The 12535-nt window shown below is 70.4% G+C and carries 13 protein-coding genes; 8 read left to right on the top strand and 5 right to left on the bottom strand.

All coding sequences use genetic code 11. From position 1 onward, the window contains the following. The first annotated feature begins 80 nt into the window (after window positions 1-80). Window positions 81-1301 (top strand): hypothetical protein, encoded by a 1221-nt coding sequence (locus tag Q0Z83_RS21875; RefSeq protein ID WP_317795821.1) that lies wholly within the window; start codon window positions 81-83, stop codon window positions 1299-1301. A gap of 1 nt (window position 1302) precedes the next feature. Here the strand turns inward: Q0Z83_RS21875 and Q0Z83_RS21870 are convergent, their stop codons facing one another. Continuing rightward, window positions 1303-2037, bottom strand: a complete 735-nt coding sequence (locus Q0Z83_RS21870; protein WP_317795820.1) for an AfsR/SARP family transcriptional regulator — start codon at window positions 2035-2037, stop codon at window positions 1303-1305. Window positions 2038-2244: 207 nt separating this feature from the next. On the opposite strand from Q0Z83_RS21870, the gene Q0Z83_RS21865 reads away from it, so the two are divergent. The 3 genes from Q0Z83_RS21865 (at window position 2245) to Q0Z83_RS21855 (ending at window position 6631) form a co-directional block, all read left to right on the top strand. Further along, a complete protein-coding gene (locus tag Q0Z83_RS21865; RefSeq protein WP_317795819.1) occupies window positions 2245-3918 on the top strand; it encodes a hypothetical protein in 1674 nt (557 codons plus the stop codon). After that, window positions 3918-4583 carry a hypothetical protein gene (locus tag Q0Z83_RS21860; RefSeq protein ID WP_317795818.1) on the top strand — a complete coding sequence of 222 codons (666 nt, stop codon included), beginning with the start codon at window positions 3918-3920 and terminating at the stop codon, window positions 4581-4583. The genes Q0Z83_RS21865 and Q0Z83_RS21860 overlap by 1 nt, the downstream gene beginning before the upstream one ends. A gap of 182 nt (window positions 4584-4765) precedes the next feature. After that, the gene (locus tag Q0Z83_RS21855) at window positions 4766-6631 is read left to right on the top strand and encodes a S1 family peptidase (RefSeq protein ID WP_317795817.1); all 1866 of its coding nucleotides are present in this window, start codon (window positions 4766-4768) and stop codon (window positions 6629-6631) included. Between the two features lie 100 nt (window positions 6632-6731). On the opposite strand, the gene Q0Z83_RS21850 is transcribed toward Q0Z83_RS21855, so the two are convergent. The 4 genes from Q0Z83_RS21850 to Q0Z83_RS21835 all read right to left on the bottom strand — a co-directional run bounded on the left by Q0Z83_RS21850 (window position 6732) and on the right by Q0Z83_RS21835 (window position 9070). Further along, window positions 6732-7142, bottom strand: coding sequence for an arsenate reductase ArsC (locus Q0Z83_RS21850; protein WP_317795816.1), 411 nt, complete (start codon window positions 7140-7142; stop codon window positions 6732-6734). Between the two features lie 43 nt (window positions 7143-7185). Beyond that, entirely contained in the window at window positions 7186-7914 is a 729-nt protein-coding gene (locus tag Q0Z83_RS21845) for an aquaporin (RefSeq protein WP_317795815.1), read from the bottom strand. Between the two features lie 38 nt (window positions 7915-7952). Next, the gene (locus tag Q0Z83_RS21840; RefSeq protein ID WP_317795814.1) at window positions 7953-8615 is read right to left on the bottom strand and encodes an arsenate reductase/protein-tyrosine-phosphatase family protein; all 663 of its coding nucleotides are present in this window, start codon (window positions 8613-8615) and stop codon (window positions 7953-7955) included. A gap of 86 nt (window positions 8616-8701) precedes the next feature. Beyond that, on the bottom strand, window positions 8702-9070 hold the full coding sequence (locus tag Q0Z83_RS21835; RefSeq protein ID WP_317795813.1) for an ArsR/SmtB family transcription factor: 369 nt from the start codon (window positions 9068-9070) through the stop codon (window positions 8702-8704). 122 nt (window positions 9071-9192) lie between these two features. Between Q0Z83_RS21835 and Q0Z83_RS21830 the strand changes: the two genes are divergently transcribed. The 4 genes from Q0Z83_RS21830 (at window position 9193) to Q0Z83_RS21815 (ending at window position 12533) form a co-directional block, all read left to right on the top strand. Further along, complete coding sequence (locus Q0Z83_RS21830; protein WP_317795812.1) at window positions 9193-9444, top strand: hypothetical protein; 252 nt, start codon at window positions 9193-9195, stop codon at window positions 9442-9444. Next, the gene (locus Q0Z83_RS21825; protein ID WP_317795811.1) at window positions 9441-10676 is read left to right on the top strand and encodes a M28 family metallopeptidase; all 1236 of its coding nucleotides are present in this window, start codon (window positions 9441-9443) and stop codon (window positions 10674-10676) included. Before Q0Z83_RS21830 ends, Q0Z83_RS21825 begins: the two co-directional genes overlap by 4 nt. A gap of 21 nt (window positions 10677-10697) precedes the next feature. After that, window positions 10698-11027, top strand: coding sequence for an ArsR/SmtB family transcription factor (locus Q0Z83_RS21820; RefSeq protein WP_317795810.1), 330 nt, complete (start codon window positions 10698-10700; stop codon window positions 11025-11027). A gap of 120 nt (window positions 11028-11147) precedes the next feature. Then, window positions 11148-12533, top strand: coding sequence for an FAD-dependent oxidoreductase (locus Q0Z83_RS21815; RefSeq protein ID WP_317795809.1), 1386 nt, complete (start codon window positions 11148-11150; stop codon window positions 12531-12533). Window positions 12534-12535 lie beyond the last annotated feature (2 nt).

Genomic DNA, 12535 nt, shown 5'->3' with positions numbered 1-12535 from the left:
TACCGGCGGCTTATCCATCAGGTAAGTCCCCGGCAAGCACCCTTACTTAGCGTCGACCGCACTCGATGAAAGGAAGTGCTGTGAGACGCATTCGAACGCTGATTCTCGCGGCCGTGCTGGCGGCCGGCGGGCTCGGACCGGGCGTATCGGCGTCGGCCGCCACGCCCGGCGCGGGGATGAGCCCGGCGACGGCGGCCGCGTACGCCACGAAAACCTGCGGCACCGTCCAGCCTATGGACACGGCGCTGGCGAACCGGCTCAATCCGCTGCTCAACGGCAAATTGAAGGGCTACCTGACCGGGTACCGGATGTCGTGCGCGCGGCGCGTCGTCGAGACGGTCCGCAACCGCGGACTCGCCCGGCGGGCCGCGGCCATCGCCGTCACGACCACCATTGTCGAATCGACCATGGAGAACATCAGCGAGGCTGTCGACCATGACAGTCTCGGTCTCTTCCAACAAAGAGCCTCATGGGGTACGGCGGCGCAGCGCACCGATCCGGTCTGGGCGACGAACGCGTTCCTGAACCGGATGATCGCCCTGTATCCGAACAACGCCTGGAACAACACCGCCACCCCGATCGGTACGATCTGCCAGCGGGTGCAGGTGTCGGCGTTTCCCGATGCCTACCAGGTGCAGGCGTCCGACGGCAGCACCATCGCGTACAACATCCTGGACGCCCTCGCCGGACGCGCGGACCGTCCCGGGGTGTTCCGGCCGGGCGTGAACGATTGGATCTTCCGTGGCGCGGGTTCGCTGAGCAACTGGGGTATACCGGGTGATCAGCCGGTCGCCGGTGACTGGGACGGTGACGGTGTCGACGAGCCGGGGGTGTTCCGGGCGAGTGAGCATCGCTGGTATCTGCATGGCTACGGGCATGTCGAGAACTGGGGTGAGCCCGGTGATCTGGTGGTGGCCGGTGACTGGGACGGCGACGGCCGTGACGAGCCGGGGGTGTTCCGGCCCAGTGAGAAACGCTGGTATCTGCTGGGTGGCGGTCATGTCGACAATTGGGGTGAGCCGAACGATCTGCCGGTGGCCGGTGACTGGAACGGTGACGGCCGTGACGAGCCGGGGGTGTTCCGGCCCAGTGAGAAACGCTGGTATCTGCGCGGTGGCGGTCATGTCGACAATTGGGGTGAGCCCGGTGATCAGCCGGTGGCCGGTGACTGGAACGCCGACGGGATCGACGAACCCGGCGTGCGGCGTCCGAGTACGAAGCAGTGGTACATGCGGGGCGTGACCACGCTCAACAACTGGGGCGAGCCCGGCGACCTCGCCGTCGCCGGCAACTGGAGCTGACCTACGAGTACGTGGGCAGGACGCGCTGGCGCAGGATCCGCAGGTGCGCCTCACGCAGCTGCGGGCCGGACTCGATGCCCAGCTCATCGGCGAGGGACCGCCGGGTGTCGGCGATGACCGCCAGCGCATCCGCCTGCCGCCCGCAGGCCGCCAGCACGAGCGCGAACTGTGCCTGCACCCGCTCGTCGAACGGCGATCCGTGCGCCAGATCGTCCAGGTAGGGAAGTGCCGTGCCCGGCATGCCGGTCGCCAGGCACGCCTCGGCCAGCTGGAGCACCGCCCGCACCCGCAGTCCCTCCAGCCGGCGGACCGTCGCCCGTTGCTGCAACGGCACGGCGAGATCGGCGCCGATCGGGCCGCGCCACAGCGACACCGCCGACCGGAGCAGTTCGATGCGGGCGTACGGGTCGGTGGCCGTGTCCGCCGCGGTCAGCCGCAGACGGAACTGTCCGGCGTCGACGAGCGCCGGATCGACGTCGACGGTGTAGCCCTGCGCGGTCAGGTCCAGCCGGTGCCCGCCGTGCAGCCATCGGCGCAGCTTGTGTACCGAGACGTGCATCGCGGTGGGGCCGCCGGTTTCGCGGCGGCCCCGGAGCAGCTCCATCAGTTGCCCCGCGGGCACCGGGTCGTCCTCCACCAGTAACAGGGTCAGCAGCCCGCGAAGCTTGGGCGCGGTCAGCGGGCCGGCGGGCGACGGCCACCAGATCTTCAGCGGACCGAGGACTCCGAACTGCATTGTCGCCTCCAGACGGGGTTGCGATCGGGCGACTCCCAGGCTGGTTCGTGGTGGCTGCGGCGGACAACAGCTTGCTGTCCGTGACCTGCGGTCATCTGTCTTCCAGGACAGATAGGCGGCGGGTGAACCCGCGGCTCGTCGTAGGCGTGTACCACAGCGGAGGCCGACAACCGTACGAAGAGGACCGCGATTCACGGGGGGATCGACGTGGCCGACGGCATCATCTACGACACCAACTTCTACGCTGCGCTCGAAGCCGAGGTGAACGCGTTCCGGAAGGCCCTGACGAAACGGTGGCGTGAAGAGGTCGCGCTCGCCTGCTGGCAGAACAGCGCGTTCAGGACGGCGTTTCACCGGTACCAGGCGCCCTACGGGGAGGATCTCTGGGACTACTGGGATCCGATCAACCGGCTCCATCTGATCTACGGTCCCTGCGAGGTCGTCGAGTGGGCGAAGGGCGACCAGCGCACCGGTGTGCCGTCCTGTCCCGGCCGCATCAACGCCCCGCAGTCCGGCTCCGGGCTGTTGTTCACGACCGATCGCTACGGCAACGAGGTGGTCGCGCCGAGCGAGATCCCCTGCGGCATGAATTCGATCATGCAGCAGGTCGAGTACTGGGCGTACTCCGAGGGCAGTGCGGTCCTCAACAAGCTGCCGCAGTTCGACAGACACGATCAGCGCGCGATCGAGAGTGCGCAGCAGGCGCTCCTGGTGATCGGCGGTGCCCTCGGTCTGGAGACCGCCGCCGGTTCGGACGCCGGCTTCACCCCCGTGAGCAACGCCGACCTGCACGTCAAGGTCCGCAAGCTCATCGGCGAGGACGGCGAGAACGCGGGCTGGTACCAGAGTTGGACCGGGCTGGCCGCCGACAAGCTCAAGGACGGCTTCTTCTCCTCGATCGCTCCGACCCTGCACAACCAGGCCGGGATCGCCGCGAGCATCCACAACCTCTACAGCGCCAGAGGCACGATCATCCAGGAGATGCGTTCCGGATCGCTGAAGATCCTCGGGGACGCCGGCAAGGCACTCGATGCGACCAAGGAGGTCACCACCGACCTCAACCCGATGTGGCAGACCTTCCAGGGGATGGGCACGGCACTCAGCATCGCGGGCGGCTGGAACCCGGCCCTGGGGGCTTTCGGTGCGAGTGTCCAGCTCATCGGCATCATCGGACAGAATTTCGCGCCGAACATCAAACACACGGCGTACGCCCACGGTGTGGAGGCGGTGATCAACACGCTCTGGAGTCATCTCGACGAGCAGTCCGACGACCTGTTCTCCCGGGAGAACGACTACAACAACGGCATCTACAGTCTCCGCGACACCGTCTTCGGGTATCACAGCTTCAACCTGGAGTTGTACGACCTGACCGAGAACACCGCCACCGGCACCGGTGAGAGCGCGGGCTTCCACATCAACGTGGACGAGATTCTGGAGATCGCCGACACCTGTTTCGAGTGCGCGAGGATCTACGAGAAGGACCTGATTCCGCAGATCGCCGCGGTCCAGGCCGCCGACGCCTCGCTGGCCACGGCGGACGGGTCCGAGGGCAGTGCCGACCCGAAGGTCAAGGCCATGGTCGTGGAGTACGGCGAATACCTGAAGACCGCCTGCGGGCGCCTCTACCTTGCGGGCGAGCAGATCAAAGCGGCGGCACAGTCCTACGCGGTGACCGATGACGATGCCAGGGATGCCATCAAGTCCGTCCTCGCGGACTGGGACGAGGCCCCCACTCCGGCTCAGGCCCGTGACTGGGCGGGGGATACTGACCGCAGCGGCTGGCAGGTGCACATTCCGGGTGCACCCTCCTATGTCAACGACACGACCCCGGGCGACAACGACCAGGGCGGCCAGGACTACACGACGGAGGAGACCCGGTGATGAGACGAATGGCGATCGGTGCGGTCGTCGTGCTGCTGCTGGCGGGCTGTGACTCGTCAGCCGATCCCGGCGACGGCGAGTCGACGTCGCCGACCCCGCCGCCGGCCCGGTCACCGGTTCCGGCGGCGTCCACCGCCCAGCAGGCCACCGAGGCCCAGCTCCGCGCGGTCTGTGACACGCTGGACAAGACGGTGAAGCTGCCGGGTGACGGGACCGTCCAGTACACCGCCACCTTCGACTACGCGAAACTCGCGACCAATGCACCGATGTGCGATATCGAACCGGACGGCGAGTACCGCGACGTGGCGACCAAGGCATCGGTCTTCGGCCGTGCCGAGTTCGACTACGGCAGATACTCCGACGAGGACATCCGGAAGGTCAGGTATCCGAAGTACACGCCCGAGACGGCGGAGGATCTGCTCACCCTCGACCAGGCGGATCCGTTGACCGACGAGCTGCCGTGCGCGAACGAGCCGTGCAAGGACGGCATCCACGGGTACCAGTACAACTTCCGCTTCGAGACCGTCACGGGCGACATCTCGGTGAGGGCGCGGTTCGACTACATCACCACGGACGTGAAGGGCGACAAGAAACCGCAGTATCGGGCGCAGGCCGTCGAGGCTTTCAAGGCATCGATGGAGGTCATCACCGCCGGGCTCGCATAGTGTTTCCGGGATCCCGCTGCGGGTCGCCACAGCGATTCGAGGTAGTCGATGGATGTTGGTTATCCGACAACGACGGTGAGGCGCGGTCGTACCGCCCCCTGAAAGCGAAAAAGCAGGGCTAGGGTGGCTTGCGGGATTCCACTCAGGGGAGACACGGGGAGGCCTTGGCGATGGATACGAGGATGGTTGCTGCCCGCAGCCGCGCGAGACGGACCGTACGGCGCACCGGCCTGGCCGTCGCACTGGCCGCGCTGACCCTGGCCGCGGGGGTGGGCTCCGCGCCGGCCTCGGGCGTCACCGGCGGCACGCCGGCCACCGGGTACACGTTCGCGGCACACGTCCAGGTCGGTGATTCGGTGCGCGGATGTTCCGGCGCCCTGATCGACCCGGAGTGGATCGCCACCAGCGCCGCCTGCTTCGCCGGTGTCGGCGGCGCGCCCACCGTGGCGACCACGGTCACCGTGGGGCGCGCCGACCTGGACGCGACCGGTGGCCAGCAGCGCCGCGTCGTCGACGTGGTGGTGCACCCGGATCGCGAGTTGGCCCTGGCCAAGCTCTCCGCGCCGGTCATCGACGTCGCGCCGGTTCCGATCGCCGCCGTCGCGCCGACCGCCGGCGAGACACTGCAGGTCCTGGGGTACGGGCGCACCGCCACCACCTGGGTGCCGCGCCGGCTGCACCGCGGCGACCTGACCGTCCAGACCGTCGGCGGCGCCACGATCGACCTCGCCCCGGCCGCGGGCGCGTCGGTCGGTGTCTGCAAGGGCGACTCGGGCGGACCGGCACTGCGGCCGCGCGGCGCCGGATTCGAACTCGTCGGCGTGCACGCCACGTCCGGTCAGGCCGGCTGCCTCGACGCGCCGGCCGGCGCGACCGCCACGGCCACGGAGACCCGGCTCGACGACATCGCGGCCTGGGTCCGGCAGACCGTCCGCGGCGGTGCGTTCGTCCGCCTCCCCACCAGCGCGGCGGTCCTCGACACCCGCGGCTCGATCGGCGGGGCACCGGGCGTCAAAGCGGCCGGCGCGACCACGTCGTTTCAGGTCACCGGTGTCGGCGGGGTGCCCGCCACCGGCGTGACCGCGGTACTGGTGGACGTCACCGCGGTGACCACGACCGCCGGGATGTACCTGACCGTGTTCCCCGAGGGCACCACCCGCCCGGCGGCGCTGTCCACGCTGAACGTGACCGCCAACCAGATCCTGTCGAACAGTGCCGTGGTGAACGTGCCGGCCAGCGGAAAACTGTCGGTCTACAACAACGGCGGCGGCGTGCACATCATCGTCGACGTGCAGGGCTACTACACCCGCACCGGCACGTCCGGCGGCGGCTACGTGCCGGTCACGCCGACCCGGCTGGTGGACACCCGCAGCGGGCTCGGCGGTGGCGGCACGACGACGATCCCCAGCGGCGGTAGCCGGACGTTCCCCTTCACCGGCGGGGTGATCCCGGCCGGGGCGTCCACCGCGTTCGTCGACCTGATCGCCACCGGCGCCACCGCACAGGGCTGGATAGGTACGTACGCGACCGGCGGCACCAGTCGCAGCGTGATGGACTACGTTCCGGGCACCACGTCGCACGGCGTGGCGGTCCGGCTCGGCACGGACGGACGGGCCACGTTCACCAACAACAGCGGCTCACCGATCCACCTGGTGATGACGGCGACCGGCTACTTCACCGGCGCCCCGACCACCGGCGCCGGCCTGCGCACCCTGGCGGCACGGCGGTTGGTGGACACCCGCAGCAACCCGGCACCGATGCCGGCGAACGGCACCGTCGACATCGCCACCGGCCTGCCGCCCGGCGCGACCGCCGTGGTGAACTTCGTGGTGGTGGACAACACGGCCGCCGGTTACCTGCACGCCTGGCCGGCCGACGGCACCGAGCCGGGCACGTCGCTGTCCAACTACCCGCCCACCGCCGACCTAGCTCGCGGCGGCATGGCGAAGGTGCCGGTCGGCACCGACGGCAAGATCCGCGTCCGCAACGTCAGCGCGGGCACCACCAACCTGGTGGTGGATCTGCAGGCCTGGTACCCGAGTTCCTGACCGGGTGGTGGCCGCGCCCGCGATCGGCGCGCGCGGCCACCCCGCCCGCCATGGCCCTCTGCACGGGATGGACCGTCCCGGTCTACCGAGCGGGTGGTGATCAGGAGGCGGGGATCAGGTCGGCGAGCAGGACCTCGATGCGCGTCTTGATCTCGTCGCGGATGGGGCGGACGGCGTCGACACCCTTACCGGCCGGGTCCTCGAGCTTCCAGTCCTCGTAGCGTTTGCCGGGGAAGACCGGGCAGGCGTCGCCGCAGCCCATGGTGATGATGACGTCGGACTCCCGGGCGGCGTCCCAGGTCAGCTTGATGGGGGTCTGGTCGGTGATGTCGATGCCGACCTCCTTCATCGCCTCGACCGCGGCCGGGTTGATCGTCTCGGCGGGGGCGGAGCCCGCGGAGCGGACCTCGACGGTGTCGCCGGCGAGGTGGCGTAGCCAGCCGGCGGCCATCTGGGAGCGGCCGGCGTTGTGGACGCAGACGAACAGGACGGTGGGCTTGGCGTGGTTCATGGTTTTCCGTCTTCCGTGAGGGCCGGTGCTGCGAGGGCGTAGGTCAGTGGGAACGGTCGGGTTCGACGACGACCCTGTCGGCGCTCTGACCGGCGGTGGGGTAGAGGGCGAGCAGGACACCGACGCCGATGGCCAGGCCGATGATCTGCGCGATGACGAAGCCGGGCACCGAGGCGGGGGCGATGCCGGCGAACGTGTCGGTGAAGGCGCGGCCGACGGTGACGGCCGGGTTGGCGAAGCTGGTGGACGAGGTGAACCAGTAGGCGGCGCCGATGTAGGCGCCGACGGCGGCGGGGGCGACGGTGGCGCGGCCGGACCGGCTGAGGGCGAAGATCAGCAGGAGCAGGCCGACGACGGCGACGATCTCGCCGAGCCACAGGTTGCCGGCGGAGCGGTCCCTGGTCGACATCGTGATGGGCGCGAGGTCGAACATCAGGTTCGCCAGGATCGAGCCGGCGACGGCTCCCAGGGTCTGCGCTACGGCGTACCCACCGAGGTCTTTGATCGTCAGTCCGGTGCCGGTGCGGCGGCCCAGGAACCAGTCGGCGGCGGAGACCACCGGGTTGAAGTGGGCGCCGGAGACCGGGCCGAAGGTGAGGATCAGCGCGCCGAGGGCGAACACGGTGGCGACCGAGTTCTGCAGCAGTTGCAGGCCGACGTCGCCGGGGGAGAGGCTCGACGCCATGATGCCGGAGCCGACGACGGCGGTGACCAGCAGCGCGGTGCCGAGGAACTCGGCGAGCAGCCGCCGCCACAGGGTGATCTGGTGCATGAACAGGTGACTCCGGGTCGTGTCGGGGTGGGTGGGCGTCAGATGGCGAGCCGGTCGATGCGGTCGGCGAGGTCGGTGTAGGCGGCTTCGAAGGCGGCGTCGGTGTCGACGCGGGCGGGATCCGGCACCGACCAGTGCAGTCGCGGCCGGATTCCGCCGGTGAGGTCTTCGTGGGCGTTGTCGCAGACGGCGATGACGAGGTCACCGTCGTGCAGCACCTCGTCGACGTGGCGAGGGCCGGCCGGGTCCAGGGCGAGGCCGTGTTCGTGGGCGACCCGGACCGCACGGGGGTGGACCCGTTGAGCCGGGATGGTGCCGGCGGAGGCGACCTCGCCGCCGATGCGGTCCCGCCACAGGGCCGCGGCCAGCTGGGAGCGGGCCGAGTTGTGGGTGCAGACGAACACCACCCGCTCGGTGCCCTCGAGCCGGGGTGCGGTCAGCGAGGACAGCACTCCGGGCACCAGCCGCAGGTAGGTGCGGCGGCGGTCGCCCTCGGAGCGGGTGCGGGCCAGCAGGCCGGCGTCCTGGAGCACCTTCACGTGGTGGGCGACCAGGTTGGTCGGCATGCCGAGTTCCGCGGCGATCTCGCCGGGGGACGCGTCGCCCAGGGTGAGGGCGTCGACGATCGCGAGGCGGGCGGGGTCGCCGAGCGCGGCGTGTATCCGGGCCCGCGCATGCAACGAGGAAGTATCAGCGTTCATTGACTCAATAATTGCTGAGGTATTCGCGGTCGGTCAAACGAACACCGGGTGAACCGCCCTCCCGTGCCGTCGTCGGTCTTGTGCGGTCAGTCGGTGGGGGTGAGCAGGGTGGCGAGTTGCCGCATCAGGGCGGGGCGGGGCCGGTAGTAGACCCAGCTGGCCCGGCGCTCGGCGTCGACCAGGCCGGCCTCGCGCAGGGTTTTGAGGTGGTGGGAGATCGTCGAGCCGGACACCTCGAAGGCGGGGGTGAGGTCGCAGACGCAGATCTCCCCGTCCGGCGCCGACGCGATCATCGACATCAGCTGGAGCCGGACCGGATCACCGAGGGCCTTGAATGCCGCCGACAGGTTCACGGCCGTGGACGAGTCGATGCGCTGCTGCGCCAGTGGGGGGCAGCACGGCGCCTCGGTGCCCGGGTCGGGGGTGGCGGAGATGGTGGTGGCCGGTTTCGACATGAGTCGAGTTTGACAACGATCGAATCCGCATGCAACTCTCGGTTTCGAGAACGGTCGAATCCGATGGATGTCGAAACCATCTCGCGTTCGATCGCCGTACGCACACCCGAGGAGAACCAGCGATGAGCGACACCACGACCAGCACCGGCGGTTTCACCGGCGACCCGGCCGCCGCCCTGTCCGTCACCGGCGCGACCGGCTGCTGCGGTGGCAGCGTCTCCACCGCCACCGCCACCGCCACCGCCGACGCACCCGCGCCGACGGTTTCGGCGCCGTGTTGCGGCACGACGGCCGAGGCGACCGCCGAAGGCTCCTGCTGCGGCAGCGAGGCCAAGACCGAGGCGGTCGCCGCCGGTCAGGGCTGCTGCGGATGAGCACCCCGCCCGTCGACCTGGCCCGGTTGCTCGCCGAGGTCGACGCCGACCGGATGGTCGGCACGGTCGGCGCCCTCGCCGGACCGGTCTTCACCGGCCGGCGAGCCGGCAGTCCCGGCGGCCGCAAGGCACGCCGGTGGCTCGGCGAGCAGCTGAGTTCCCTCGGGGCGCGGGTCGACGATGTGTCGTTCGAGGTCCGGGCCGTTCCGCAGATACACGCAGTACCGAAGGTGCGCCGGCACGACGGCATCGACCTGCACCGGCTGGTGTTCGGCCGCAGCGTCATGCCACATCCGGCCTCAGCCGACCTGCCGGCGGCACGCCACGGCGAACTGGCGGTCGCAGGCAGCGGCGACCCCGCCGGGCGGTGGCTGGCCATTCCCGCTGGGATGTCGTTGTTCGACGCCTACGGCCACGCCGACGGCGCGGCCGGGCTGCTGATCGCCCGCGACACCGACCCGGACGGCTGGCACTACACGGTCCTGGCCGGGCCCGACCCCGGGCCACTGCCGATCCTGATGCTCGACCCCGTCACCCACGCCGCGCTCATCGCAGCCGCCGGTGCCGGATGGTTCACGGCGAACGCTCCGATCCGCCGCATCGACGTGACGGCCACCAACCTGCACGCCAACTGGCCCGCCTCGGGACCTCCGATCTCGGAGGTGCTGCTGACGGCGCACTACGACGGTGTCGGCGACCACCCCGACCTGCGCCAGCCGGGAGCATCGGACAACGCCACCGGTGTCGCCGTCGTGCTCGAAGCCGCCCGCATCCTCAGTCCGGGACTGCCGCACGGTGCCGGACTGGCCGTCGCTTTGCTGGACGCGGAGGAGCTCGGCGCCCTCGGCTCCGCTCACCATGCCGACCGGCTTCGCGCGGCCGGTGCGAGCCCGTCGGTGATCAACGTCGACGGTGCCGGGCGACTCGGTGCGGCGGCTGCGGTCGAGGCCGGTGGGCCGGCGCACCGGCTGCTGGCATTACTCGACCAGGCCGGGCGGCACACCGGGCTGCCGCTGACGGCCGGACCGGTCGCCTCGGACAACCGCCGGTACGCCGCCGCCGGATTCGCGGCGGTCGGGATCGGCGCGGGTATGGGTGGCTACCACAGTCCGGCCGACACTCCCGAGCGCGTCGACCCGGCCACCCTCGTGGCGGTGTGCCGGCTGGTCGTGGCGACGGTCTGGCTGACCGCGACGAGCACCCCTACACTTTCATCGTTGATCGGCGATTAACGATGAAGCTGGTGAGAGTGAATGGCCGAGCTGTTGGCGCGGGAGACCGCGCAGATGTACGCATCGTGGTTCCGGGCGCTCGCCGACCCGTCCCGGGTGCAGCTGGTGGAGCTGTTGGCGCGCGAAGACCGGGCGATGCCGGTCGGGGAGATCGTCGCCGCCATGGGGCTGGCCCAGTCCACCGTCTCGCAGCACCTGAAGATTCTGGCCGAGGTTCGGTTCGTGCTGGCCGAACCGGTCGGCAATGCCCGCCACTACCGGATCAACGCCCGCTGCATCGACTGCTTCCCGTCAGCCGCCGACGTCGTCATGGGCAAACCCGCCCCGACCAGCGGCGACGGCTGCGCATGAGCCTGCTCGTACGGCCGATGACCGCCGCCGGTGGCGCGACGTGGTCCTGATCGAGCGCCGCAGCCCGCACATCACCTGAGCCTTCCCACGTATCTCTTCCACAGACAGGAGTCACCTCCCGTGTCCAGCCAGCTCTCCCAGCTTCCCGTCGTGGTCATCGGCGCCGGGCCGGTCGGTCTCGCCGCCGCCGCCCAGCTCACCGAACGGGGTCTGCCCTTCGTCGTCCTCGAGGCCGGTGACGGGCCCGCCGCCGCCGTCCGCGAATGGGGACACGTACGGCTGTTCTCACCCTGGCGATACGACATCGACCCGGCCGCCGCCCGCCTGCTCGCCGACGCCGACTGGGTACGGCCCGCCGACGACAAGCTGCCCACCGGCGCCGAACTCGCCGCCGACTACCTTCAGCCGCTCGCCGACCTGCCCGCGCTCAAGCCGCACCTCCGCTACGGCGCCCGCGTCGTCGCGATCACCCGCTTCGGCCTGGACCGGGTCCGCAGCGCCGGTCGTGAGGACACACCGTTTCTCGTGCGACTGGCCGACGGCGCCGACATCCACGCCCGCGCCGTCATCGACGCCTCCGGCACCTGGGGCACCCCGAACGTGCTCGGTGCGTTCGGCATTCCCGCGCACGGCGAAGCGGACGTCACGGCGTACCTCGAGAATGCCCTCCCGGACGTCTTGGGTCGCGACCGGGACCGGTTCGCGGGCCGCCGGATCCTCGTCGTCGGCGCCGGGCACTCCGCCGCCAACACCATCCTGGCCCTGGCCGCCCTCGCCGAACAGGAGCCCGGCACCGCGGTGACCTGGGCCGTGCGGGCCGGCAGCCCGACCCGCACCTACGGCGGGCAGAGCGCCGACGCCCTGCCCGAACGCGGCGCGCTCGGCACCCGCCTGCGTCAGGTCGTCGAGACCGGCGCCGTCACACTGCTCACCGAGTTCCGGGTGCAGCGCCTGACCGACGACGGCGACACGGTCCTGGTGTCCGACGGAGAGCGCACCGTCACCGCCGACCGGATCGTCGTGGCCACCGGCTACCGCCCGGACCACACCATCACCAGTGAACTGCGCCTGGACCTCGATGCGATTCTCGGCTCCACCCGCGCGCTGGCCCCGCTGATCGACCCGAACGAGCACTCCTGCGGCACCGTTCCGCCGCACGGTGTCGACGAACTCACCCACCCCGAACCCGGCTACTACGCCATCGGCGTCAAAAGCTACGGCCGGGCGCCGACGTTCCTGCTCGCCACCGGCTACGAGCAGGCGCGCTCGGTCGTCGCCGCACTCGCCGGTGATTGGGAGGCGGCCCGCGACGTCCAACTCGACCTGCCCGAGACCGGCGTCTGCAACAGCGACCCGGTCGAAGTCGACGACACGATCACCGACGGTGGCGGCTGCTGCGGCGCACCGGCCACGGAGGCCGGCGCTGAGCCGAGCGGCGGCGCACCGCTGAACCTGATCGCCCTGGGCAGCCAACCCGTCGAGGGCCGGCCCGGCACCTGCTGCTGACC

Origin of the sequence: Actinoplanes sichuanensis (genome assembly GCF_033097365.1) — a bacterium.
Lineage (GTDB): Bacteria > Actinomycetota > Actinomycetes > Mycobacteriales > Micromonosporaceae > Actinoplanes > Actinoplanes sichuanensis.
The sequence above is the reverse complement of the archived record's forward strand: the minus strand, read 5'-3'. Positions and strand labels throughout refer to the sequence as shown.